This is a genomic window from Enterococcus sp. AZ196 (assembly GCF_050498845.1).
Lineage (GTDB): Bacteria > Bacillota > Bacilli > Lactobacillales > Enterococcaceae > Enterococcus_A > Enterococcus_A murrayae.
Genome location: NZ_JBIPAM010000001.1, coordinates 844,809 through 871,459 on the forward strand (window position 1 = coordinate 844,809; position 26,651 = coordinate 871,459).

General features: G+C 37.7%; 22 protein-coding genes. 2 read left to right on the forward strand and 20 right to left on the reverse strand.

Annotation, left to right across the window (positions count from 1 at the left end):
- Nucleotides 1-7 precede the first annotated feature (7 nt).
- The 6 genes from IGI67_RS04085 to IGI67_RS04110 form a co-directional block, all read right to left on the reverse strand.
- Complete coding sequence (locus IGI67_RS04085) at nt 8-937, reverse strand: manganese-dependent inorganic pyrophosphatase (protein WP_429956832.1); 930 nt, start codon at nt 935-937, stop codon at nt 8-10.
- A gap of 178 nt (nt 938-1,115) precedes the next feature.
- Nucleotides 1,116-1,901, reverse strand: a complete 786-nt coding sequence (gene pflA / locus IGI67_RS04090) for a pyruvate formate-lyase-activating protein (RefSeq protein ID WP_429956833.1) — start codon at nt 1,899-1,901, stop codon at nt 1,116-1,118.
- 135 nt (nt 1,902-2,036) lie between these two features.
- Complete coding sequence (gene pflB, locus IGI67_RS04095; protein ID WP_207107992.1) at nt 2,037-4,328, reverse strand: formate C-acetyltransferase; 2,292 nt, start codon at nt 4,326-4,328, stop codon at nt 2,037-2,039.
- 286 nt (nt 4,329-4,614) lie between these two features.
- The gene (gene parC / locus IGI67_RS04100; RefSeq protein WP_429956834.1) at nt 4,615-7,062 is read right to left on the reverse strand and encodes a DNA topoisomerase IV subunit A; all 2,448 of its coding nucleotides are present in this window, start codon (nt 7,060-7,062) and stop codon (nt 4,615-4,617) included.
- A 14-nt stretch (nt 7,063-7,076) separates the two neighbouring features.
- On the reverse strand, nt 7,077-9,104 hold the full coding sequence (gene parE / locus IGI67_RS04105) for a DNA topoisomerase IV subunit B (protein ID WP_429958606.1): 2,028 nt from the start codon (nt 9,102-9,104) through the stop codon (nt 7,077-7,079).
- Nucleotides 9,105-9,365: 261 nt separating this feature from the next.
- Nucleotides 9,366-9,788, reverse strand: coding sequence for a CoA-binding protein (locus IGI67_RS04110; protein WP_429956835.1), 423 nt, complete (start codon nt 9,786-9,788; stop codon nt 9,366-9,368).
- A gap of 125 nt (nt 9,789-9,913) precedes the next feature.
- Here IGI67_RS04110 and plsY point away from each other — a divergent pair, with 125 nt between their 5' ends.
- Both plsY and IGI67_RS04120 read left to right on the forward strand, forming a co-directional pair.
- Nucleotides 9,914-10,543 carry a glycerol-3-phosphate 1-O-acyltransferase PlsY gene (gene plsY, locus IGI67_RS04115; RefSeq protein ID WP_207107989.1) on the forward strand — a complete coding sequence of 210 codons (630 nt, stop codon included), beginning with the start codon at nt 9,914-9,916 and terminating at the stop codon, nt 10,541-10,543.
- Nucleotides 10,544-11,158, forward strand: a complete 615-nt coding sequence (locus IGI67_RS04120) for an NUDIX hydrolase N-terminal domain-containing protein (RefSeq protein ID WP_429956836.1) — start codon at nt 10,544-10,546, stop codon at nt 11,156-11,158. It abuts the gene before it with no gap.
- Nucleotides 11,159-11,225: 67 nt separating this feature from the next.
- On the opposite strand, the gene IGI67_RS04125 is transcribed toward IGI67_RS04120, so the two are convergent.
- The 14 genes from IGI67_RS04125 to IGI67_RS04190 form a co-directional block, all read right to left on the reverse strand.
- Nucleotides 11,226-12,095, reverse strand: coding sequence for an aldose 1-epimerase family protein (locus IGI67_RS04125; RefSeq protein ID WP_207107987.1), 870 nt, complete (start codon nt 12,093-12,095; stop codon nt 11,226-11,228).
- A gap of 137 nt (nt 12,096-12,232) precedes the next feature.
- Entirely contained in the window at nt 12,233-13,021 is a 789-nt protein-coding gene (gene codY, locus IGI67_RS04130) for a GTP-sensing pleiotropic transcriptional regulator CodY (protein WP_207107986.1), read from the reverse strand.
- A 17-nt stretch (nt 13,022-13,038) separates the two neighbouring features.
- Entirely contained in the window at nt 13,039-14,430 is a 1,392-nt protein-coding gene (gene hslU / locus IGI67_RS04135; RefSeq protein WP_429956837.1) for an ATP-dependent protease ATPase subunit HslU, read from the reverse strand.
- Between the two features lie 60 nt (nt 14,431-14,490).
- Nucleotides 14,491-15,036, reverse strand: a complete 546-nt coding sequence (gene hslV, locus IGI67_RS04140; protein WP_429956838.1) for an ATP-dependent protease subunit HslV — start codon at nt 15,034-15,036, stop codon at nt 14,491-14,493.
- Nucleotides 15,037-15,064: 28 nt separating this feature from the next.
- Complete coding sequence (xerC, locus tag IGI67_RS04145) at nt 15,065-15,964, reverse strand: tyrosine recombinase XerC (protein ID WP_429956839.1); 900 nt, start codon at nt 15,962-15,964, stop codon at nt 15,065-15,067.
- 199 nt (nt 15,965-16,163) lie between these two features.
- Entirely contained in the window at nt 16,164-17,462 is a 1,299-nt protein-coding gene (gene trmFO / locus IGI67_RS04150; RefSeq protein WP_207107983.1) for an FADH(2)-oxidizing methylenetetrahydrofolate--tRNA-(uracil(54)-C(5))-methyltransferase TrmFO, read from the reverse strand.
- A gap of 21 nt (nt 17,463-17,483) precedes the next feature.
- Nucleotides 17,484-19,562, reverse strand: coding sequence for a type I DNA topoisomerase (gene topA, locus IGI67_RS04155; protein ID WP_207107982.1), 2,079 nt, complete (start codon nt 19,560-19,562; stop codon nt 17,484-17,486).
- 101 nt (nt 19,563-19,663) lie between these two features.
- Nucleotides 19,664-20,518 carry a DNA-processing protein DprA gene (dprA, locus tag IGI67_RS04160; protein ID WP_429956840.1) on the reverse strand — a complete coding sequence of 285 codons (855 nt, stop codon included), beginning with the start codon at nt 20,516-20,518 and terminating at the stop codon, nt 19,664-19,666.
- A gap of 58 nt (nt 20,519-20,576) precedes the next feature.
- A complete protein-coding gene (locus IGI67_RS04165) occupies nt 20,577-21,344 on the reverse strand; it encodes a ribonuclease HII (RefSeq protein WP_429956841.1) in 768 nt (255 codons plus the stop codon).
- Nucleotides 21,341-22,189: a ribosome biogenesis GTPase YlqF gene (gene ylqF / locus IGI67_RS04170; protein WP_429956842.1), complete on the reverse strand. Its 849-nt coding sequence runs from the start codon at nt 22,187-22,189 to the stop codon at nt 21,341-21,343. Before ylqF ends, IGI67_RS04165 begins: the two co-directional genes overlap by 4 nt.
- Nucleotides 22,190-23,172: 983 nt before the next feature.
- A complete protein-coding gene (locus IGI67_RS04175) occupies nt 23,173-24,180 on the reverse strand; it encodes a C45 family autoproteolytic acyltransferase/hydolase (RefSeq protein ID WP_429956843.1) in 1,008 nt (335 codons plus the stop codon).
- Between the two features lie 138 nt (nt 24,181-24,318).
- Nucleotides 24,319-24,867: a signal peptidase I gene (lepB, locus tag IGI67_RS04180; protein ID WP_429956844.1), complete on the reverse strand. Its 549-nt coding sequence runs from the start codon at nt 24,865-24,867 to the stop codon at nt 24,319-24,321.
- A gap of 46 nt (nt 24,868-24,913) precedes the next feature.
- A complete protein-coding gene (locus tag IGI67_RS04185) occupies nt 24,914-26,332 on the reverse strand; it encodes a S41 family peptidase (RefSeq protein WP_429956845.1) in 1,419 nt (472 codons plus the stop codon).
- An 82-nt stretch (nt 26,333-26,414) separates the two neighbouring features.
- A complete protein-coding gene (locus IGI67_RS04190) occupies nt 26,415-26,636 on the reverse strand; it encodes a YozE family protein (RefSeq protein ID WP_207107975.1) in 222 nt (73 codons plus the stop codon).
- Nucleotides 26,637-26,651 lie beyond the last annotated feature (15 nt).

The following is a 26,651-nucleotide window of genomic DNA, read 5'->3' on the forward strand; positions in this document are numbered from 1 at the left end:
AATCAAATTACTTCTCAAATACTTCAGTCAATTGAGGCACAACTTGCTTCTTACGAGATACTACGCCTGGCAAGAAAGCACGATCATTCTCAAGTTGGACTTTGAACGCTTCTGCAACCATTTCACGTGGTTCACCCGCTACTAATAATTCTGAATCAGAATCCAAGACATTTGTAACAAGTAATAAAAATAGGTCGTAACCATTTTTAGCATTTTCAGTTAACATCGCATCACGCAAAGCATCTTGGCGAGCAAAAACTTCATCTAAATCCACTGTATTGACCTGTGCGATTCGAACAGTTTTGTCAGCCATAGGAAATGATTTGGCATCCAAATCTAATAAATCTGCTTCAGATTTGTCTCCTAAGTTTGTTCCAGCCTTCAATAGCTCCAAACCGTAATTTTCTAAGCCAATATCAGCAATCTTGGCTAATTCATTCGCAGCATCAATATCCTCTTGTGTACAAGTTGGTGACTTGAATAATAAGGTATCTGAAATAATCGCTGAGACCATCATACCTGCGATTTTCGCTGGAACAGCTACATTATTTTCTTTATATAGTTTTAATACGATCGTTGATGTGCATCCAACCGGTTCTGCGCGATAGTAAAGCGGGTTTGCTGTTTGGAAGTTCGCGATTCGATGATGATCGACTACTGCTAGGATATTTAAATCTTCAATATCCGCCGCACTTTGTTGAAATTCATTGTGATCAACTAACATTACATCATTCGTTTCAGTCGCCATTTTTTCGAGAGTACGTGGAGCTGTTAACCCAAAATGGTCCAATGCAAATTGTGTCTCTTCATTTGGTGTTCCAAGTGCAACTGCTTCTGCATCAACACCTAATTCCTTTTGCAGGTTAGCAAAGGCAATTGCTGCCCCGATTGCATCTGTATCAGGATTCTGATGTCCAAAAATTAAAACTTTTGCCATAGTTAATTCGCTCCTTTAAATTAGTTCCTCTTTATCATATCAAAAAAAAGTAAAAGAGCAACAATCAGTAGCTTTTTTCAACTATTTTTCTCAATATTTTTTTGTATTAAGGGTGCTATCGTAAAAGGTTACACAAAAAATCGGGTAAAGGATACTCCACCCGATTAAATGTTCTTTTTTAAATTTTACGTTTTAAATAGCCCTTATAATCTTCTGTATGCAATATTTTTTTTGCATTCTCAACTCGATCATCTGTAGGAGGTTCAATTCCTTCTAATGGATATTTCATTCCCATTTCTTCCCATTTATATTTCCCCATCGTATGATAAGGTAAAATCTCAACTTTATCGACATTATTTAGGCTCTTTATAAATTTATCTAATCGAATTAAAAATTCGTCATAGTCACTTCTGAAAGGTACTAACACATGACGCACCCAAACGGGTTTATTAATATCTGAAAGATACTTCGCCATCTCCAAAATATTATCGTTGCTATGTCCAGTTAATTCTTTATGCTTTTGGTTATCAATTTGTTTAATATCAAATAAAATTAAATCGGTATATTGCATCAATTCTTTAAATTTAGAAAAAAATGGTTCTTCAAAAGTAAATGGTTTGCCACAACTGTCTAATGTCGTATTGATTCCCATTGACTTTGCCTTTTTGAATAAATCGATCAAGAAATCGATTTGAAGCAAGGGTTCACCACCACTAACAGTGATTCCTCCTTTTTTACCCCAATAACTTTTATAGTTTAATGCTTCTTTTAAAATATCATCAGCAGTTCGTTTCTTAGCTTTAGGATCGTTTATTTTCCAAGTATCCGGATTATGGCAAAATTGACAACGCATCCGACACCCTTGCATGAAGACGATAAATCGTACGCCGGGCCCGTCAACAGATCCGAAGCTTTCAATTGAATGGACATTTCCGACAATAGGTTGTTCAGTCACAGTAGACATAAACAGTCCCCCTCTTCTATATGTAAAATTTCCTATGAAATTTTTGACACAAATCACTAATAATCACTGTTAAAAAGTAAGGCGAATAGACTACCGTCCATCCGCCCTAGTTCAGTATTCGTTTCTACTCAATGCTTACATTTTAGCATGGAATGTACGGCTGATTACATCCTCTTGTTGTTCACGAGTCAAATCGATAAACTTAACCGCATAACCAGAAACACGAATTGTGAAGTTTGCATACTCTTCTTTTTCTGGATGTTCCATGGCATCAATCAATTTTTCTTTACCAAAAACATTCACATTCAAATGATGTGCTCCTTGATCGAAGTAACCATCTAAAACATTCGTTAAGTTTTCAATACGTTCTTCTTCATCATGACCCAATGCATCTGGATTAATACTTTGAGTATTTGAAATCCCATCCAATGCATATTCATATGGTAATTTTGTCAGCGAGTTAAGCGAAGCCAATAATCCATTTTGCTCAGCTCCATAAGATGGGTTTGCACCTGGAGCTAATGGTTCACCTGCTTTACGTCCGTCAGGTAGTGTACCAGTTGCTTTACCATAAACTACGTTAGAAGTAATCGTTAAGATTGATGTAGTTGGTTCTGAATTACGATAAGTATGATAGTGTTCAAGTTTTTCCATAAATGTTTTCAACAACCATACAGCGATGTCATCTGCACGTTCATCATCATTACCATATTTAGGGAACTCGCCATCTATCTTAAAGTCAGTAACAATACCATCTTCATCACGAATTGGGAAAACTTTTGCATATTTAATGGCTGCTAATGAATCAACTACGTGTGAGAAGCCAGCGATACCTGTCGCGAAAGTACGCTTCAAATCAGTATCCATCAAAGCTAATTCAGCAGCTTCATAGTAATATTTATCATGCATGAAATGAATCGCATTCAAGGTATTTACATACATTCCAGCTAACCATTCCAACATATCGTCATACTTAGCCATGACAGAATCGAAATCTAGAGCATCATCCGATTCAATTGGACGGAAATCAGGTCCTACTTGTGCTTTAGATTTTTCGTCAACTCCACCGTTGATCGCATATAACAAGGCTTTTGCCAAGTTTGCACGAGCGCCAAAGAATTGCATTTCTTTACCTGTTTGTGTAGCAGAAACACAGCAACAGATTGCGTAGTCGTCTAGCCATACCGGACGCATCACGTCGTCATTTTCGTATTGAATCGAAGAAGTATCAATAGAAATTTTCGCTGCATAGTCTTTGAATCCTTCTGGCAAGCGTGAAGAATACAGTACAGTCAAGTTTGGTTCTGGAGATGGTCCCATGTTTTCTAATGTGTGTAAGAAGCGGAAGTCGTTTTTAGTGACTAATGTACGTCCATCCATACCCATCCCAGCAATTGATAAAGTTGCCCAAACTGGATCGCCTGAGAATAATTCATTATAAGAAGGAATACGAGCAAATTTGACCATACGTAATTTCATTACTAAGTGGTCAATCAATTCTTGTGCTTGTTCTTCAGTTAAAATACCCTTTTCAATGTCTCTTTGAATATAGATATCTAAGAAAGTAGATACACGGCCGATTGACATAGCTGCACCATTTTGCTCTTTAATTGCTGCTAAGTAACCAAAGTATGTCCATTGAACTGCTTCTTTAGCATTTTCAGCTGGACGAGAAATATCAAAGCCGTATGCTTCGGCCATTTCTTTAATACGTTTCAATGCTTTGTATTGATCACTGATTTCTTCACGTAAGCGAATATCTTCTTCAGTGAATTGTCCGTGTCCACAGTTTGCATGGTCCTTTAATTTCTCTTGCATCAAATAATCGATTCCGTATAAAGCTACACGGCGATAATCACCAACAATACGTCCACGTCCGTAAGTATCTGGAAGACCAGTGATGATCTTTGCACGACGAGCCGCACGAATTTCAGGTGTGTATACATCGAAAACTGCTTGGTTATGAGTTTTATGATAATCATTAAAGATTTCAGTATATTTAGGATTTGGTGTATAGCCGTAGCGCTCAAGAGATTCTTCTGCCATACGAATACCTCCGTAAGGCATGAAAGCACGTTTTAACGGCTTGTCTGTTTGAATACCAACGATAGTTTCTTTATCTTTCATGTTTTCATCGATATAGCCGGCACCGTAAGCATTAGCCGCAGATACAATATCTGCTTCCATATCTAATACGCCGCCATTTTCACGTTCTTGTTTTTGAAGTTCTTGCAGTTTCGCCCATAATGAATTTGTTGCCCCTGTTGGTTCAGCTAAAAAATCAGCAGTGCCTTCATACGGAGTGTAGTTGGCTTGAATAAAATCACGTGTGTTGATTTCGCTTTTCCATAAATGCCCCTTGAAACCTTCCCATGCAGACTTCTCAGTGTTTTTCTTTTTTTCCAGTTCATTTGTTGCAGTTCCCATTCAAAAGGACCCCCTTAGAATAATAAAAACTTAATTACTACAGCTTTACGAACAAAGTATAACACATAAATTCTTTTATGCAAGCCTTTCCTTGTGAAAGATTAATTAGAAAATGAAATAAGAATGTAATCGGTAGCAAAGCTTTATTTTTATAGGTTTATAAGACATTTTATAGTTTGATTTTTCTTGCTGAATACTGTGTCTCACTGATACTTTGTGATAAAAAAAACGGGCATCTGTTTTAATACAGATGCCCAACTGTAACATTATTATATAATACAGAAGGTCAGTCAGTAACTAATTCCTGTGTATGAACAACTGAAAAAAGTTCTCCTTCTTTCTTCTCATCAACTGCAAATGTTCCGTTTGAAATTCGATCACTAATAGCAACATCAGAAATTTCAAGTTCCTTCACGATTCCTTTGCTAGTTGTTAAAACAAGTTTCCCTTCTGTTTCCGTTGTCATATAAGAAAGTCGGTGTGGATTCTTTTTCAGTTCGCGGAAAATTAGCAAACCACGTTTTGCTCGACCTAACTGTGGTAACTCTTGTACTAGCATTCGCTTAGCGGCACCACGTTGACTTAGCAACAGAATTGGCGAATCTCCCTCAGAAGGTACTAAAGCACCTGCTACTACAAAATCGCCATCCTTAAGATTAATAGCTTTAACACCAGCCGCTTTTGATCCTACTACCGGAACTTCATCTAATGGATATCGCAAGCCAAAAGCACGATGTGAAGCAATAAACACATCTACATTGCGAATTTCATCGGTCAAAAAGACCGATACAATTTGATCCGTGTCACTTTTCATTTTCATAGCAGTCGTTGGCCGGCTGCGATACGTACGCCAAGGAGAAAACTCTGTCATACGCGTTTGTTTGATCATGCCTTCTTTACTCATGAAGATAAAGAGTTTATTGGCATCAATTTCTTTATATGGAAAAGCCGCAATTATTTCTTCACTCATAGATAAATTAGTAATCGTCTGAGAAATATGCTCACCGACATCCTTCCACTTCAACTCAGTAATTTCATGAACTGGTCGATAAATCATATTTCCATGATTTGTCAGAATCAGCAAGTGATCGAGTGTATTCAGCTTATCGATAAAAATGATTGAATCTCCATCTTTCATGCCGTGCTCATCTGGACGTGAAGCATTATACGAACGCAAGCTGCTGCGCTTTAGATATCCTTCTTTTGTTAATGTGACAATAACGTCCTCTTGAGCAATAAGCACCTCTGTTTCAATCTTGATTTCACTAATCTCATCCTCAATCTTTGTCAAACGATCATTTCCATAATTCTTTTTGATTTGACGCAGCTCTTGTTTCATGACTTTATGCAATTCTTTTTCGCTATTTAAAATCAAATGTAATTCTTTGATTTCTCCGGCTAGCTCAGCTGCTTCTTTTTCCAATTGAGTGATATCTGTATTGGTTAAACGATATAACTGCAAAGTCACAATCGCTTCTGCTTGCTCTTCACTGAACTCGAAACGCTCGACTAGATTATTCTTAGCATCTTTTTTATCTTTACTGCCACGAATTGTTTCAATCACTTCGTCAAGAATCGATAAAGCTTTCATCAATCCCTCAACAATATGTTGGCGCTTCTCTGCTTTAGTAAGTTCGTATTGACTGCGTTTAGTTATTACAGATTTGCGATGATCAATGTAACTTTCTAAAATGTGCTTCAAACCAACTTGCTGTGGTGTCATATTATCGATAGCAACCATATTAAAATTGTAGTTGATCTGCAGATCAGTATTTTTAAACAAGTAATTTAAAATGCCTTCTGCATTCGCATCTTTTTTAAGCTCTACTACTACTTGTAATCCAGTTCGATCTGATTCATCTCGAACTTCAGCAATGCCATCGATTTTTTTATTTAGACGAATCTCATCCATTTTTTTGACTAAAACAGCTTTGTTCACTTCATAAGGAATCTCATGAATAACGATTTGCTGCTTACCGCCTTTTAGAGGTTCAATCGATGTTTTTGATCGAAGAATTACTTTACCTTTACCAGTTTCATAAGCCTTTTTGATCTCGGCCTTTCCTTGTAGGATGCCACCTGTTGGAAAATCAGGACCTGGAATATACTCCATAATTTTTTCTAATGAAGCATTCGGGTGATCAATTAGATAAATTGCTCCATCAATTACTTCAGTCAAATTATGCGTTGGAATCTCCGTCGCATACCCAGCAGAAATACCAGTTGAGCCATTGACTAGTAGGTTAGGGTAAGCAGCAGGCAATACAGTTGGCTCTTTTTCCGTGTCGTCAAAGTTCCATACAAAATCGACCGTTTCTTTTTCTATGTCTTTCAGCATCTCGCCACTTAATTGAGATAACCGAGCCTCAGTATAACGCATTGCTGCAGGCGGATCACCATCCATTGATCCATTGTTCCCGTGCATTTCGATCAAGACTTGACGCAATTTCCAGTCTTGACTCATTCTAACCATCGCTTCATAGATTGAACTATCTCCGTGAGGATGGTAATTACCCATAATATTTCCGACTGATTTAGCTGACTTTCGAAACCCCTTATCATAGGTATTTCCATCTTTATTCATAGCAAATAGAATTCGACGTTGAACTGGTTTTAAACCATCACGAATATCTGGTAATGCACGTTCTTGAATAATATATTTTGAATAGCGGCCAAAACGGTCACCCATTACTTCTTCCAATGTTAATTCTTGAATTGAATGTTTCGTTTCCATTAGCTGACCACCTCCTACTCATCAAACAGACTGATTATTTTAACTTCATCAGTTGTTTCTTCCGTTTCTTGTTGTTCGGATACTGGAACTACAGATGTTTCTTCTTTGTTATCCAGTAAACTACCTTCTTCTTCTAAAGTAAATTGCACATGTTTTTCGATCCATTTACGACGAGGTTCTACTTTATCTCCCATTAAAGTCGTAACACGCCGCTCAGCTTGAGCAGCATCATCAATTCGGACACGGACAAGGGTACGATGCTCGGGATCCATCGTTGTCTCCCACAATTGATCTGCGTTCATCTCACCAAGACCCTTGTAGCGTTGAAGCATATAACCCTTACCAATTTTTTTCGTTGCATCTTGCAGCTCGTCATCTGTCCAAGCGTATTCAATGACTTGTTTGCGTCCAGCACCTTTTGAAACTTTGTATAACGGTGGTAAAGCGATATACACTTTTCCAGCCTCAATTAACGGTTTCATGTAGCGATAGAAAAATGTTAATAGTAAGACTTGAATATGCGCACCATCGGTATCCGCATCGGTCATAATAATCACCTTATCATAGTTACAGTCCTCAATTGAAAATTCTGGACCAACTCCAGAGCCTATTGTATAGATCATCGTATTAATCTCTTCGTTTTTAAGGATATCTTGCATCTTAGCTTTCTCGGTATTGATAACTTTACCTCTTAATGGCAAAATTGCTTGAAATTTCCGATCACGACCTTGTTTGGCTGAACCACCAGCAGAATCTCCTTCGACTAAAAATAGTTCGTTTTTAGCAGCATTTCGAGACTGTGCTGGAGTAAGTTTACCTGAAAGCAATGATTCGCCTTTTTTGCGCTTCTTGCCATTTCGACTTTCTTCACGGGCTTTACGGGCAGCTTCACGAGCTTCACGAGCTTTGATTGCTTTACGAACAAGCATTTGGCTGTTTTCACTATTCTCTTGCAAATAGAAGCCCATTTGTTCACCAATGACACTGTCCACCGCTCCACGAGCAGCAGGGGTACCTAATTTTTCTTTTGTTTGTCCTTCAAACTGCAAAAGATTTTCTGGAATTCGAACAGACAAAACTGCTGAAAGACCTTCACGGAAATCTGATCCTTCTAAATTTTTATCTTTTTCCTTTAATAAACCTGACTTACGAGCATATTCATTAAATGCCTTAGTCATAGAAGTTTTCATTCCAGACTCATGGGTACCGCCATCTTTGGTTCGCACATTGTTAACGAAGGAAAGAAGGTTTTCCGAATAGCCGTCATTATATTGATAAGAAAATTCAACTTCAATCCCTTCACGTTCACCAGAAAAATAAACGACAGGAGTGAGTGTGTCCTTATCTTCATTCAAGTATTCTACGAACTCTTTGATTCCTTCTTCAAAATGAAAAACTTCCGTAACTTTTTCTTCACCACGCATATCTGTCAACGTGATCTTCACTCCACGCAACAAGAAAGCTGATTCTCGCAAACGCTCTGATAAAGTTTCATAAGAAAAACTCAACGTTGAAAAAATTTGAGCATCCGGCAAAAAATGTACAGTAGTCCCATTTGGTTTGCGGGTTTTACCAATTTTCTTAAGGGTTCCCTGAGGTTTTCCACCATCCTTGAACTCTTCAAGATATTCAACGCCATCTCGAACAATCGTTACATTTAACCATTCTGATAAAGCATTTACAACACTTGCACCAACTCCGTGCAAGCCGCCAGAAGTCTTATAGCCGCCCTGCCCAAATTTTCCGCCAGCATGAAGGATCGTGAAGATTACTTCTACGGTTGGGATACCGGATGCATGCATCCCTACTGGCATCCCCCTTCCTTTATCGCTTACTTCTACACTATTATCTGGATGAAGCGTTATTTCGATCTCGTTACCATAGCCTGACAAGGCTTCATCGACCGCATTGTCAACAATCTCATAAACCAAATGATGCAAGCCGCGACTATCAGTCGAACCAATATACATCCCTGGTCTTTTTCTAACCGCTTCTAATCCCTCTAATACCTGGATCGAAGCGTCATTATACTCGTTGTTCATCTTAACCAAGCCTACAACTCCTTACTTCTACTTTAACGTAATGATTTTCTCAAAAGAAAAATAATTTGTTTGTTCGTACTGGATACCACCGCACTGTTTGAAAAAAGGTTTCATTGTGATTCATCAAACGATAAAAATGGGTTGGTTTCCTTTTCTAAAGTACATCATTTGTATGATACGCTAAAAAAGCTCAAAAAAAAAGCCTATCCTGTTTCTGAAAAGGCATTTTAAGCTTTTTTTTTAATAAAATCAACTCACGCATTACGCTTTTTTGTTTAGCTCAATCTTCACGCAGCGATCCATGACAATATCGTTGCGTCCTTGATCCTGCAATATTTTGGCCGCTTCTTCACTACTTAGTCCAAGCTGTGCCCAGAACACCTTTGCATCTGTCTTTAAAAATTCTTTGGCTACAGATGGTAAAAATTCACTGCGTCTAAAAATATCAACAATATCAATTGTTTCCGGTATTGTAGTCAGTTCATCCACTACTGGAATCTCATTGATCGTTTGTCCAGCTAGTTTTGGGTTCACGCCGTATAGTTTGTAGCCATAGGATTTTAAAATGTCAGCAATTTGATAGCTCGTTTTTTCTGGTTTGTCGCTCAACCCAACAACAGCTATTACCTTTGCATCCTCTAAATACTGATAAATTTTTTCTTGACTAGGATTTTGAAAGCCCATCCGAATCCCCTCACTCAGTTTAATTTTTAATTATTCACAACGTTTAGTATATCATGAGATTAGAATTTGTTCACTCTTTTGAAATCTGATAAAATAGCCTTACTAATAAAGAAATGAGGATTCATATGAAAACCGCCATACTTTTAGTCCTTGCTTATCTTCTGGGCTCTATTCCATCTGGTATCTGGATTGGAAAACTTTTTTTTAAAAAAGACATTCGTGAATATGGTAGTGGTAATTCAGGAACTACTAATACCTTTCGTGTGCTAGGAAGAACTGCAGGGTTTGTTGTTTTTGCTATGGATTTATTAAAAGGTTCTCTAGCGACTGCTCTGCCAATTTTTTTCCATGTAGACATTAATCCTTTGTTGTTTGGTTTAATTGCAGTCATTGGGCATACATTACCTATTTTTGCTGGTTTCAAAGGCGGTAAAGCAGTTGCAACTAGCGCCGGGATGCTATTAGCATTTGCGCCTTTATTCTTTTTTTATTCTTTGGTTTTCTTTCTGGTCGTTCTTTATATCACTAGCATGGTTAGTGCGGCGAGTATTGCTTCGGCTATTTTCGTCACCTTGTCTTCAATTATTTTACCTTATGTTTGGCCGACGATCTTGCCGACGTATAATTGGTTATTGACATTGATCTGCTTTCTTCTAACTTGCTATATTATCTACCGCCATAGAGAAAATATTCAGCGAATTAAAGCTGGGACTGAAAATCGCGTTTCTTTTGGCCTGAATAAAAAGGAGAAATAGATGGAGGAGCAACTTTTAGATTGGGCAATCGAGCTTCAGGCTTTAGCCCAGACTGGACTAACCTATACTCAGGATCCTTTCGATCACGAACGATTCGAACGTATTCGCACCATTGCTACAGAGATACTAGCGGTACAGTCACCAGTTCCAGTTCCAAAGCTACGGAAACTATTTGCTGACGAATCGGGATATCCTACTCCAAAATTAGATACACGAGCAGCGATATTTGAAAACGAAAAAATTTTATTGGTACAAGAAAAGGATAAGCGTTGGTCCTTGCCTGGCGGTTGGGTCGAGTTCAATCAATCCATCAAAGAGAATACTATTAAGGAAACACTAGAGGAAACAGGTTTAACCGTCGAACCTCTAAAAATTGTCACTATTCAAGATCGCAATAAGCATAATCTTCCTCGCTACGCCTATAGCGTTTGTAAAATTTTTGTTGAGTGCCGCCTATTAAGTGGCAAATTTATCGAAAACATTGAAACAATCCAGTATGATTGGTTTGATAAGGACTCTTTGCCTCAGTTGTCTGAAGCGAAAAATACGAAAAATCAAATTGATCTATGTTTTAAAGCTCATAAAGATACACAATGGAATGTACCATTCGATTAAAATTGTCTATGCAATTAAAAAGCCAATCCTAAAAAATTTAGGATTGGCTTTTTAATTGGCAACATTCTTAGCTAACAGTAATAGAAAATTCAGTTTTAAAGGTATCATTTACAGCTAATCGATTCATGCCTTCTTTATCTTCGAGTCGTCCATTACTATCTACAGTATCTGCGAATCCCCACCAAGGTTCGATACAAACAAATGGTGCCGCAGTCGGATATGGAGACCACAGTCCTACATAAGGAATATTGTTATAGGCTAATGTGACACTGTGCGGAGACTCTTCACTACCTAAAGTATAGGCGTTTAACCCGCGTGTTTCATAAATTAAAGCATCTTCTTTGAATAACTCATGACTCAACTGAATATTCGTATTGGTTTGTCCAATTGTTTTTTGATCCAAATTTGCGTAAGGTCCCTCCAAAGGTATTTTCACTCGTGATTTTTGTGGAGAAAAAGCAATGAAGTAATCCTCAAATTTTAAATCATTGGTTAGTGGAATATTGAAAGCAGGATGACCTCCAAGAGCAAAAATCATTTCCTCTGTTCCCGTATTTTCAACATTAAAACGAATCCGAACACCCTCACCCCATATTTCATAACTGATCATTAAAGTAAAATCAAACGGATAAATCTTTCTTGTTTCATCATTACTTTCTAGCAAAAAAGTTGCTTTATCCTTTGTTTGCTCTACGATTCTAAATTCCTTGTCTCGAGCAAAGCCGTGTTGGCCCATCGCATAAGTTTTACCTTTATACGTATATTGATTATCTTTTAGACGGCCCACAAATGGAAATAGAAACGGTGCATGTCGGTTCCAGTATTTTGGATCTGCTTGCCAAATATATTCGATCTCATTAGCACGTAAGCTAATAAGCTCTGCGCCTTTTTCGTCTATCGTTGCTTGCAAAAAATCATTGCTGATCGTCACTGCCATGGGTACCCACTCCTTGCTTCTGCTAATTATAATTACTCATATCGTATTTTTAACTATCTAGATATTTTCAAGTTCATTGATTAAAGTGATAAAATTTTTCAGAAATCATGTGACATAAAGAAGTTAGACTAATGTCTTTACTTATGACGTACTAACTCATCCTTAAATAATGGATTCAGAACTTTTAAATATGTTCCTTTCATCCCTAGAGAACGAGATTCAATAATCCCAGCAGATTCGAGCTTTCGCAAAGCATTCACAATGACTGAACGCGTGATACCAATCTTATCTGCAATATTCGAAGCGGTTAGGCGTCCCTCATCTCCTTCTAATGCATCAAAAATTGCCTTTACAGCTTTTAACTCACTGTAAGAAAGCGTACTGATTGCCATCTGTACAGCTGTTTGACTTCGGATTTTTTCTTCAACATTCAAAAACTGCTGATATAAAACTTCCATCCCAATAACTGTTGCTCCATATTCTGCTAAAACTAAGTCATCATCATTAAAGGCCCCTTCTGTTCGAGCCAATACGATTGTGCCTAAACGTTCTCCTGATCCAAAGATTGGAATAACTGTTGTCAATCCATTCGGGTAAAGCTCTGCCCGTTCAGTAGGGAAGGCAGTCAACTCATTGGCTACTGGTATGTTGGCCTCCGTTTTGAAGACTTCCTTCATTTCCGATACATAACTGTCTGGAAACTGGCGATCAACAAGAAAGGAACGAACACGATCCGTATTGATATCAATTTTTTCGTTAAGTCCCAACAATTTCCCTTCAGCTCCAATGATGTAGGTCAATGAGCCTAGAATGTCCCCCAAAATCCGCGCCATATTGTTATAAGGTAATTCTGCAGTTGGTTCAAAGGCATTTTTCTGTTGCATTAACTTATTAATTTGGCGTGTTTTTTCTAATAATGTTTCCACTTTTTCCCCTCCATTTATTAAAGAATATAACGACTTAAATCTTTATTTTGAGCGATGGATACTAATTTCTCGTCCACATATGCTTCAGTAATCTTAATCTCACCCATTTGCATATCTGGCGCTTCAAACAATAAGTCTTCCAATAATTTTTCTAAAATCGTGTGTAAACGACGTGCTCCAATATTGTCAGTCTCCCGATTTACATCAAAGGCGATTTGTGCAATGCGTTCGATCGCTTCTTGCGTAAAGATAACTTCGACATTTTCAGTACCAACAAGAGCGATATATTGTTTAATCAACGCATTGTTTGGCTCTGTTAAAATTCTAACAAAATCTTCTGCTGATAGATCACTTAACTCAACTCGGATAGGAAAACGTCCTTGCAATTCAGGAATCAAATCGCTAGGTTTTGAAAAGCTGAACGCTCCACTGGCAATAAATAGAATATGATCTGTTTGAATTGCACCATATTTAGTGTTCACTTGGGAACCTTCAACAATCGGCAGAATATCACGCTGCACTCCTTCACGAGATACTTCTCCGGAATTTTGTTGTGATTTAGAGGTAATTTTATCGATTTCGTCGATAAAGATAATTCCAGAGCTTTCTGCTAGCTTGATCGCTGCCGTAGAAATATCTCCTTCATTGACCAGTTGAGCCTGTTCCTCTTTCACTAAAAGCTCTTGGGCATCTTTAACCGTAACTGTACGCTGAACTTTTTTCTCTGGTGTTAGTGCGCCAAGGGTATCAGAAAGATCAATTCCCATTTGCTCTAATCCATTATTCATCGGCATAGCCTTTTTGGGTTCCGCTAACTCGATCGTTACTTCTCTTTGATCTAATAATCCTTTTTCTAACTGTTCAAGTACAGTTTGACGATTGACTTTGATATCCTCAGTTACTTCTTCTTTTGGCTCAGTCTGCCCTTGACTGAAAATATTCATCATTTGTTCGTATGGATTATTACTTTGTTTCTGCTCTTTTTTTATACCTGGAACTAGTACTTTGACTAAGCGCTTGTTGGCTCTTTTTAACGCTTGAGAATAAACCTTTGAATATTGCTCTTTTTCAACAATTGTGATTGCGTTCTCAACCAAATCACGAACCATTGATTCTACATCACGACCAACATAACCAACTTCTGTAAATTTAGTGGCTTCAACTTTAACAAATGGTGCTTTAACGATCCTCGCTAGGCGCCGAGCAATTTCCGTTTTCCCAACACCAGTTGGTCCAATCATTAAAATATTCTTAGGTGTAACTTCCTGTTGCATCGACTCTTCTAACTGCATCCGACGATAACGATTCCGTAAAGCGATCGCTACTGAACGCTTTGCTTCATCTTGCCCAATGATGTATTGATCTAAATCGCTAACGATTTCTTTTGGTGTTTTATTAATTTCAGTCATTTTGATTCTCCTCACCGATACAAATATACAATTTTTTCTAACAAACCGAATTCTATTAAACTACATTTCTTCAACGACAATATTATGATTTGTGAAGACACAAATATCTGCAGCAATATTTAAGGCGCTTTCTGCCATTTCTTTTGCACTCATTTCAGAGTTATGCTTTTTCATGGCCCGAGCTGCTGCTAACGCATAATTCCCACCTGAACCGATCGCTAAAATGCCATCGTCTGGTGCGATTACTTCGCCATTACCAGAGACTAACAGCATCTCGTCTTCGTTCATCACAATCAATAAAGCCTCCAAATTTTTCATAGCCTGTTGTGTCCGCCATTCTTGAGCTAGCTCCACGGCCGCTCTTTGAAGATTTCCGTTGTACTCGTTCAGTTTGCCTTCAAATTTTTCTTCTAGAGTGAACGCGTCTGCTACACTTCCCGCAAAGCCTACAACAACTTTTCCATTATAGATACGACGAACTTTACGGGCGGTCCCTTTCATAATAACTTGTTCTCCCATTGTTACTTGACCATCACCAGCCATCGCTAATTTCCCATCTTTTTCGATCGCGCAAATTGTGGTTGAATGAAATTGTGATTCTGACATTTTGTTCTCTCCTTTGTTTAAATAAACTTTAGGCTCTTGGATGAAATGAGCGATAATTTTTTTGTAAACTTTCCTTTGTTACATGAGTATAAATTTGAGTAGTAGATAAATTAGCATGTCCTAACAATTCCTGCACAGTACGTAAGTCAGCACCATTATTTAATAAATGTGTAGCAAACGTATGACGTAACATATGAGGATGAATATCACTAGCTAAGCTGCTTTTTTTTATGATTTGATTAAGCACGTATTCAATTCCAGCTGATGTGATTTTTTCTCCACGATGATTGATAAACAGATAGTCATGGTCTTTACCAAAATGATCCATCAACCTCTTGCGCCCATCACGAATAAATTCTAGAATTGCATCTGCTGCATAAGAGCCTAATGGAACATATCGATCTTTGTTTCCTTTTCCATGAATCAACAGGACGTTATTATCAAAATCAATAATAGATAATTTAAGATTGGCACACTCGCTGACACGCAGGCCTGAACCATAAAGTACTTCTAATAATGCACGATTTCTTTGATCTAAAGGCTTCACGCCATTTACACTATCAAATAAGGATTCGATTTCTTTTTCATAAAAGAAACGCGGTAATCGTGCCTGTTTCTTTTTTAGATGAACGTAAGAAAAAGGATTTTCTTTAATTTTTTCATGCTTTAAGAGATATTGATAAAATGAACGTAAACTAGCGATTTTCCGACTAATCGTATTCCGACTATATTTTCGATCATTTAAAAAGGCTAGATAGACACGGACATCCAGATGATTTACTGAAATCAACAAGGGTTCACCTGAGTCTCTCAAAAAATCACAAAAGTTATCCAAGTCACGCTGATACGCCTCTTTTGTTTTATTAGAATAGCCACGTTCAGTTATTAAATAGCTCATAAACTCTTCCATTATCTCTTCATTCTGCAAACTTTTTCTCACCTCACAAACATATCACAAATGTAGCATAAGAGCTTTTTAAATACAATTGAATTGTCAGAATTTATTGACTTTTCACGAATATACTAACAATTCTTTACAGATATTTCATAATTGCTTTCAAATCAAAAATGAAATCGATTTATTTTGTCCAAATAAAAAAATTTCATTGCCTAAGCAATGAAATTTTTTAACCATTCATTTCAGCTAACGCATTTAACGCTCTAGTTGCCAATGTTTCGTAGCGTAGCTTCTTATCACGTATTCGTTCTGGCAAATCAGGAAATAAGCCGAAATTTGCATTCATCGGTTGAAAATGTTTACCTTCCGCATGGGTGATGTAGTAAGCCATCGAACCAAGCGCAGTTTCACGAGGAAACTCGATCAGTGCTTCATCTTTCGCTAATCTAGCAGCATTCAATCCAGCCACCAATCCACTACCAGCACTTTCTACATATCCTTCAACACCAGTCATTTGTCCAGCAAAAAATAAATTTTCTCGCTTTTTACTTTGATAGGTAGGCTTAAGAAGTTCTGGTGAGTTCATGAAGCTATTGCGATGCATAACCCCATAGCGTAAAAACTCGACATTTTCTAATCCAGGAATCAGACGGAAGACACGTTTCTGTTCTCCCCATTTTAAATGAGTTTGAAAGCCCACAATGTTGTACATAGAGGCTGCTGCATTATCTTGTCTCAACTGAATGACCGCATACGGGCGTTTACCAGTCTTTGGATCTTCTAAACCAACCGGCTTCATTGGTCCAAACAGCATTGTTTTGATACCTCGTTTTGCTAGAACCTCAATTGGCATGCAGCCCTCAAAAAATTTTTCTTTCTCAAACTCCTTTTGCGGAGCTACTTCTGCTCCAATCAAGGCTTCATAAAAAACCATGAATTCTTCTTCAGTCATTGGACAGTTCAGATATGCAGCTTCCCCTTTATCATACCGAGATTTCAAATAAACTTTCTCGCGATCTATAGTAGCTCCATCAAGAATCGGTGCTGCCGCATCGTAGAAGTAAAATCCATGTGAACCATTATATTCCGCAATCTCCTCTGCAAGGGCTTCAGAAGTTAACGGTCCTGTAGCAATAATAGTAATGCCTTCAGGGATATTAGTTACTTCTTCAGAGATGACTGTAATCATTGGATGTTCTTTAATTTTTTTTGTAATTAATGCGGAGAAATCATTACGATCAACGGCAAGAGCACCACCTGCAGGTACTGCTGTCTCATCTGCAGAGGTAATCACCACAGAATTTAACCGCCGCATTTCTTCTTTTAACACGCCGACTGCATTCGTCAGGCCATTGCCGCGTAAGGAATTGCTGCACACAAGCTCCGCGAAATTTTCAGTATGATGTGCGGGGGTAGATTTTACTGGCCGCATTTCATATAAATTAACAGGTACACCTGCTTCTGCTAACTGCCATGCAGCTTCGCTCCCCGCTAAACCAGCACCGATAACATTAACTGTTTTTACCATCTATTCCTCACTTATTCAAAATTATTTTTGTACTGCTTCTTCATAATCACCGTTAATACAAACAACTTGTTTGCCACCTTTGACTTTTTTTTCAACTAAGTATCCATCACATTTTGGACAGCTACGGCCGACTGGTTTATCCCAAGAAGTAAAGTCACAATCTGGATAGCGAGAACATCCATAAAACAAACGATTTTTCTTTGATTTTCGTTCTACCACTTGTCCTTTATGACAAACTGGACATTCAACACCAATTTCCTTAATGATTGGTTTGGTGTTCCGACAGTCTGGAAAATTGCTGCATGCATAAAATTTCCCATAACGTCCCAACTTAATCACCATTGGATGACCACAAACGTCGCAATCAAAACCAGCTGGTTCATCTTTAATTTGTATTTTTTCAATACCTTCTTCGGCCTTTTCAAGCTCTACTGCGAACGGTTTGTAAAAACGGTCCACCACTCTTGTCCATTCTTCCTTACCTTCTTCAACCTTATCCAGATCATTTTCCATCTCAGCAGTAAAGTTGACATCTACTATTTGTGGGAAGAAATCAACAATTAAAGTATTGACGATTTCACCAAGCTCTGTTGGCTCAAAACGTCTTTGTGTCAATTTCACATAATAGCGACGTTGGATCGTGTCTAGCGTCGGTGCATAAGTTGAAGGTCGACCAACGCCATTTTCTTCAAGCGTTTTGATCAATGTGGCTTCACTAAAGCGAGCCGGCGGTTGAGTAAAATGTTGCTTCGGTTCAATATTGACAGATTGAACAACATCGCCTGTCTCAAGTTCAGGCAAGATATTTTCTTTATCCTCTTTGCCATCATCACGCCCCTCGATATAGACCTGCATAAATCCTTTGAATTTGATTTTAGAACCATTGGCAATAAAAATCACACCGTTTTGTTCTAATGTCACTTTCATCGTATCAAGAATTGCCGCGGTCATTTGACTAGCGACAAAACGTGACCAAATCAATGTGTAAAGTTTTAACTGATCTTTATCTAAATATTGCTTCATCTCATCAGGTGTTCGTTGAACACTAGTAGGCCTAATCGCTTCGTGAGCATCTTGAGAGCCTTGTGGATTTTTTGCTTTACGAGCATGATGCTGTGAATATTCTTTGCCATAGGTCTTTTCAATGAATTCTGCTGCCTCGGTCTTTGCTGTATCTGAGATACGAGTCGAGTCCGTACGCATATACGTGATTAAACCAACAGTCCCTTGTTTTCCTAAAGCGATTCCTTCATACAATTGTTGAGCAACCATCATAGTTTTTCTAGTACGGAAATTTAGTTTGCGTGCAGATTCCTGCTGCATGTTACTTGTGGTAAAAGGCAATGCCGGATTCCGTTTTCGTTCCTTTTTCTCAACTTTGGTAACTTCATAGTCCTTGCCATCAATTCTTGAGGTAATTTCTTTCACAGCTTCAGCGTTAGGAAGTTTTTTCTTTTTCCCATCAACGCCCCAGAAATTAGCCTTAAATTTTTTTGCTTTTTTCTTGAAGTTTCCATCAATACTCCAATATTCTTCTGGTACAAAATCACGGATTTCTTGTTCCCGATCAATGATCATCTTCAGCGCAATCGATTGAACACGTCCAGCACTTAACCCTTTTTTGATTTTTTTCCAAAGAATTGGTGAAATAGAATAACCAACTAGCCGATCCAATGCTCGACGTGCCTGCTGCGCATCTACTAAAGAGACATCAATTGAACGAGGTTCCTTAAAAGCTGCTTTTACTGCATCTTTTGTAATTTCATTAAATACTACACGATTTTTATCTTTTAAGTCTAATCCTAATAAATAAGCGAGATGCCAGGCAATAGCTTCCCCTTCTCTATCCGGGTCACTTGCGAGATAAACTTTTTGTGCTTTTTTAGCTGCCTGCTTCAAACTTTTGATAACATCGCCTTTGCCGCGAATAGAGATATAATGAGGTTCATAATTATTTTCAACATCGATCCCCATTTTACTTTTTGGCAAGTCGCGAACATGTCCAACACTTGCTACCACTTTGTAATTTCTTCCTAAATATTTTTCAATGGTTTTTGCTTTTGCTGGTGATTCCACGATAACTAGGTATTTATAGGCCAAATGCTTTTGCCTCCTCAATTTTTTCTACTATTATATATCGGTAACTACTGACAAATCGTAGCCTATAATACGCTATTCAAATTTTGTTTGTCAAGTCAGGTCTAGTGAATTTTATTCCACAAATCATAAGAATCAAAAATATCTTGTGTTTTTTCTACACAAATGGCCCCATCCTGAATCAACTGATGACAACCGCTAGATCGCCCATCTAATATTGAACCTGGTACTACAAATACATCCTTGCCATAATCTAAAGCTTGTTGTGCTGTGATCAACGAGCCGCTTCTTCTTTTTGCTTCTATTACCAAAACACCACTGCTTAATCCAGCGATGATTCGATTGCGCATAGGAAAGTGAAATTTTGCCGGCATTGTCCCATTAGGATATTCACTTAAAACTAAATGATTCTGACTCATTTCAATTTGTAAGTTTCCGCTAGTTTTAGGATAACAAATATCTAAGCCAGTTCCAACCACGCCAATTGTTTTTCCTTGATTACTAATAGCGAATTGATGAGCAAAACTATCAATCCCTTTAGCCAATCCGCTGACTATCGAAAATCCCCGTTTAGTAATGTCTGGCATCAATTCTTTTAAAACCTGATAACCATAATTCGTGGCTTTACGAGCACCTACGATTGCCAGCATATCTCTTTTTAATAAGTTCAAATTGCCTTTATAAAATAATACCAGCGGTGGAGTTGGAACCTGCCGTAATGACTCTGGATATGCTTCATCTTCGATAGTAATAAACTGGTGTGTACTTTCGATTTCTTTTAATCGGTCTTCAGTCCATTCGTTCCAATTGTTTGGCTTAGTAGTTTGTGCTAATAAACGTATTTCTAGCTCATCAAACTGCCACCATTGATGTCTCTTAGCAAATCTGTAAATTTGCTGTTTCCCGAATGTACCGATTCCTTTAGTTAAACTTAAACGTAACAAAAACTTATTTTTCAAAAAAATCCCTCTTTTCAGCTCTTTAACAAAAAGATACTAAAAAAAGAAGGATTTCATTTTATAAATTTTTAATTGGTGCAAAAGTTTTTCGATGAATTGGTAAAATCCCTTCATTTTCAATGGCTTTTAAATGCTCTTTCGTTCCATATCCAGCATTTTTTGCAAATCCATACGCTGGAAAATCTTTTCCATAATTTGCCATCCACTCATCTCGATAAACTTTTGCGATGATACTTGCAGCAGCGATGGATACGGAACGCGCATCACCCTTAATAATTTTTTCTTGTGGCAACCCATTATCCAAAACCATCGCATCTATCAATAAACAATCTGGAGCAAGCTCCAACTGATCGATTGCTCGCTGCATAGCAACTTTAGTCGCTTGATAAATATTTAGTTGATCGATTTCATCAGCTGTTGCTTCACTAATACCAATAGCTCGTGCATTCCTTTTAATTTCAGCAACAAGCTCTTCACGTTTGTGTGCTGAAAGCTGTTTTGAATCGTTTAACCCTAAGATTTCATGCTCATCATTCAAGATAACCGCTGCTGCAACTACAGGACCAGCTAGTGGTCCACGGCCAACCTCATCAATACCGCAAATCGCTTGAAAACCCAGGGCTTTTTTTTCATCCTCAAAAACTGACATATCCTGATATTTTTGAACTAAAGCAGCTTTTTTTTCTTGCCGTCTTTGCCATTGAGCTAGAGCTTGCTGCACACCTTTGCGTGAATCCTGCTGAAATTCCGCCAAACGAGGGTCATCTGTCGAAATAATTTTATTGATTTCAGTCTTTATTGCACTGATTGATAATTTTTCTATCATTCACTCAGCTCCTCAAATCGATCTAATGTATAACGTCCTAGCTTACCCTGGCGCAGCTCAAGGATTAGCATCTCGCTTGCTCGTTCATAGTCATCCTTAAACCCACGTTTCTCAGAAATTAATAATAATAATTCTGGTAACGACATAAATAAATCATCGTCTGTTAATTTATAGCGTATCTTTAATTGCTCTGGATAGAAGCGGCAAAAAATCTCTAATTCATAAAGTGCTAAATCATCCAGATGCAAAAGATCATCCTTAATTGCTCCCGTCAATGCTAATTTTTTTCCAACAGCAGGATCTTCAAATTTAGGCCACAAAATTCCAGGTGTATCCAGTAACTCTAGTTGAGAGCCAAAACGCAACCACTGTTGTCCTTTAGTGACGCCTGGACGGTTACCCGTGCTAGCGATTTTCTTTCCTGCTAAATGGTTTAATAAGGTGGATTTTCCTACATTAGGAATACCTAAAACCATTGCACGAATAGCACGAGGTTTCAATCCTCTTCCTTTATCACGGGCCATTTTTTCTGCCAAAACTTTTTTACTAGCGGGTACAATTTGTTTGACACTTCTGTCATCTTTAGCGGTCAGTGCAAGTATGTGATGTCCTTGATCTCGAAAATAGTTTAACCATAAATTTGTTTGATTAGGATCTGCTAAATCAGATTTATTTAACAAAATCAATCGCGGCTTTTGCTGTACAATTTGGTCTAACATCGGATTGCGTGAAGATAATGGTAAACGAGCATCGATTAATTCATACACGATATCGACAAATTTTAGCTTTTCAGCAACTTCCCGTCTGGCTTTAGCCATATGTCCAGGAAACCATTGAATAGTCATAGTAAATTCCTCCTTGAAATAGTAATATTAGCCTTAGTTTTCTGTTTCATTAAAGTATACATCCCGTAAGCATTTTAAATTTTGTAAAATCCATTAGATTCAATGAACTCTCATGCCACCTTTAAGTTGACTCGCTTTTCAATTATAGTTTGAGAGCTTTTATTTCCACACGCTATTGTATCATAACTATCTTTTTTTGCGCTCTCTCTCCTCCATTTTTTTACTTGAACATACTTTTCAACTATTTTTATTCAGTTTGCTCAAATGTCAATACAATTTTTGGAATACTCAATTATAATAGGGTAGAGGGAAAATAAATTCCGCCCCTCCCATTGCACCGTACGTACGGATCTCGTATACGGCGCTACATCTGTATGGTTCACGATTGCGCATTCGCTGTTCCTCTTCTATTCGTAGATGATCCCAGAAGCATCCCCGCTACTTTTCCCATCAATCGTTACGTTGCATTGGGCTGGGGTATCCTCATTTTCGGATTCTCTGGGCATTTTCACATAGCGAGTCACACTATACAGTCATTAAGTCCTTCATTGCCTTCGGTTTAGCAACTACTATGACCTCAGCTGACTTCTTGTGGTGAACCTTTTTCGACCGTCATTAACGATTACTGATTTTAAAGCCTCTCGTGCTTAGGCGTCCACAAGATCTCCCAGGGTAAGACACTTATCTTTCTCTCCACAACCTCTTGATTTACCGTCTTGGTTTTACGTTTACCTTTTAGACTTTGGTTTGCATTGCAACCTTATCCACCATTTGGCCTCATCAAGTTTCTGTTCGTAGGCTCGTAAGATTTGCTACACCACTTCCTTCACCCCATCATCACTGATTTCGGCTTGTGGTTCACTACGCTTGGCGGTAACTACCCGCGACTGGACTTTCACCAGCTAGATAATTGCCATGCCTGGCACACAATAGAAAAAGAGTGACAAATTTTTATCACTCCTTCTTTGCATTCATTAATTTGTTTAGAAAATAAATCGTGAATCTTCTTTAAATTGTTTTCGTGATGGATTGCCCTCACATCGAAAAAATTGATTATTTTTTAAATCATAGATAGAAGACCAAACCGTATCCTTTCCCGTTTTACGATCATATTGACAGAGAAAACCAAAATCCCCACCCAATAATTTTTTTGCTTCAGGTATACTCATGGTTTGACCATGTTCGGCTAAATATTGTTCCAATGTTCGGTAGCGTTTTTCTGCAAACCAATCATCGTCCAATGATATTTTAAATGCTTGCATTTCTGGCAAGTGAAAACTATTCGTAGCACAAAGAAAGCCTTTTTCATTTAAAGAACAATGAACCAATCGATCATTTGTAAATTCAACCAAACAAGCTTCACCAGATAAGTCTGCCATTACTAATGTTCCAGCGGTACATCGCGGAATTCTCTTCAGTAATTCCAATGCTTGTTCAACATTCTGACACTTTTCCAGAATCATCCGCAAAATCATTCCAACATTCATTCCTGGTTTGATACTATCAGGAAAAACTGATGTAAGAGCAATTGCCAATCCACACTGATTTATCCCATCCTCCATTTCTACAAATGCTGTCGTATTTCCCGAAAATGAATAGGAATCAGGTCCTTTAAATGTGTATAAACAGTTCATATACATTTTTTCTATAGCCGTCAAAAAATCGCTGTTTCTACCAAGCAAGTAGGTTCGTTCATTTTTTACAATAAAGCTTGAACAGTTTGTTGCCCGAACAAGTCCATACATTGAAAAAAGTATAGCATACAACAAATTTGGATCTATTAGCTGACCTTTAGCTATTCCATTAATTTCTTCAATGACTCCTGGAAAAAAATCTTTATAATAGGGCAAACATTCTTTTGAGAATGCTTCCATCTCTTTAGTGATTTCAAAAGGAATATTATCCAGCAAGTATTTATTATTCTTTCTCAGCAACTCTCCCCATTTTCTTCCTATTTCATAGTGAGTTCCTTTGAATCGTGCATGATACATGACATTATCTCCTTCTCAGTTAATTAGGAGTCGACTTCCTACATCAAGAGTAACGTAATAAAAATTTAACTTCAATTAAAAAAAATGAGAACTTTTTTCAATTTTTATACAAACAAAAAAGATGGGGGCACCCATCTTTTACGAAATAAATTTTATATGTGTCAATGGATAATATACAGCCTGGGCTTTACCTAAAATATCTTTGCTTCGAACTGTACCAAATGAGCGACTATCTTTAGAGATTCTCCGATTATCTCCTAATACAAAATACTCATTTTTGGGCAACTGATGCTCTCCTAAAAGTTCATCCAATTGAAAATCCGTCGTATAAGGAGAAACTTGATGATCATGATTTCGATTGTTAGTTAAAAAAGACTCTGAAACCTTTTCGCCATTAATATAAAGTTGATCTTTTTCATATCGAATTTCGTCACCTGGCAAACCAATTGCGCGTTTTATATAAATTGTCCCATCTGGTTGTTGAAAAACAATTACATCAAAACGCTGAACTTTGCTGAACTTCTCCATTAAGACCATATCTCCCTGTTTCAGGGTCTGATCCATCGAATTTCCCGTTACGGGAACAGGAATCAATAAGAACCCGCGAACTACTACTCCAATAAAGAGAGAGATTAAGAAATATTTGACACCCAACCATAAATGGTTTCTTGTAAAGAAATTTTTCAATTAGTCCCCTCCCTGTAACTAAAAGCAGTTAATTAAGCTCCATTGCTTACTTTTTCAGAGTTTCTACAGCTTTAGCATAGGCGACATCATTAGATTTAACAAGTTCAAATACTTTTTCTTGTAAAACATCGATTGTCTTATCATCCAATGCCCCCGTAGCAGACAAGTTATTCTCCGTCTGGATTTCTGCTACAGCATCTCTTGTAGCTTCGTTGAATAAATTACCTTCTGTCGGATAGCCTAACGCTTTAAGCATAGTATTAATATTTTTTACTGCATCACCAGAATCTCCAATACGCCAATTTGATTGCTTCGAAATAGGAGGAAGCTTGGCATATTCTGGATAGTCAGCTTCGATAGTCGGCGCAACACCTTTTCCTTCCACTGAGGTCCCATCTGGAGCAAACCATTTCATGATCGTTAACTGAACATAATTATTCTTTCCAATCTGAGTGAGACTCTGTACGCTGCCTTTTCCAAAGGTATTTACGCCAATTATCGGATAATTTTTATTTTTGACTGCCGCAGCTAATAACTCAGCTCCATAAGAACTTTCTTGATCAACTAAAAAAACAGTAGGCTCTTTAACCTTGAATCCTTGATCAATCTTTTTACCAGCTTTGTCGATTGAAATAACTTTCTTGTTATTTGAAAATTGAGCAATAGTGTCCCCATTGTCCAAAAAATAACTCGCAATACGTTCAGCTTCTGCCATTAATCCGCCAGAATTCTGTCGTAAATCGATAACAAATGACTTAGCACCTTCTTTACGCAAGCGTTCGATAATTGTACGAAATTCTAGCGCTGTTGTTTCGCGAAAGTTATCGATTTGAATTGATCCAATCGTTGGGTCTTTCTTATCAAGTTCTCCTTTAACTGTATCTTCAGGTACAACATCTCTCTCGAGCGACACTTCAAACTCCTCGTTGCCCCGTTGGATCAACAATTTGACTTGCGTGCCCTTTTTCCCGCGAATCATGCTAGATACTTGATCCAGAGATTTATCCTGAGTCTTTTTTCCGTCTACTTCAAGAATGATATCTTTAGCTTTTAATTTTGCCTTTTCAGCTGGAGAGTTTTTAACAGGTACTCGGTCAATTACAGGCAATCGATTTTCAAGTTGTAAGTTTGCTCCAATTCCTTCAAAGCTTCCTGCTACTTTTGCATTTAATTCTTGGGTTTCCTTTGCTGTTAAGAATTCAGATTCGGGATCTTGCAAGGACTCAGTCATTCCGTTCAGGGCTCCCTGAATTAGCCGTTCCTTATCAACTTTATCAACATAATTCGTACTGATTAAATCATACAAATCTTGCACATCATCTAAATCGCTTCGTTTAATTTTAACAACTGAATCATTATCCATTGCTTGTTTCTGTTCAATAAAATGAGTTACTATTGCCGTTATAACAATAGTACATACGATCGATATTAAAAAAATCGATACAGGTAGCGTTTTTTTCTGCAAGGCGCATTTTCCTTTCACCCTTTTTTTCATGATAGCATGCTAGAAAAAAAAGGAAAAGCCTTCTACAACTTTTCCTTCTTAATTATTTATTGTTTTCTAGATATTTATCCCAAACTTGATCAAAAAGATCCATCGAGTCTAAATAATCGACACTTAATTCTAAATAGTCTGTAATCTCATGATAATCCTCGGAGTGTTTTGGAAATGTGATATCTTTTGCTACTGCTCCGGCAAAAGCTTCGACAGGATCATGGAGATTGTGGCCCCGTTGAGTCAGAATATAGTGATAAAAGCTTCTTCTCATTTTTTTCACCTCGAT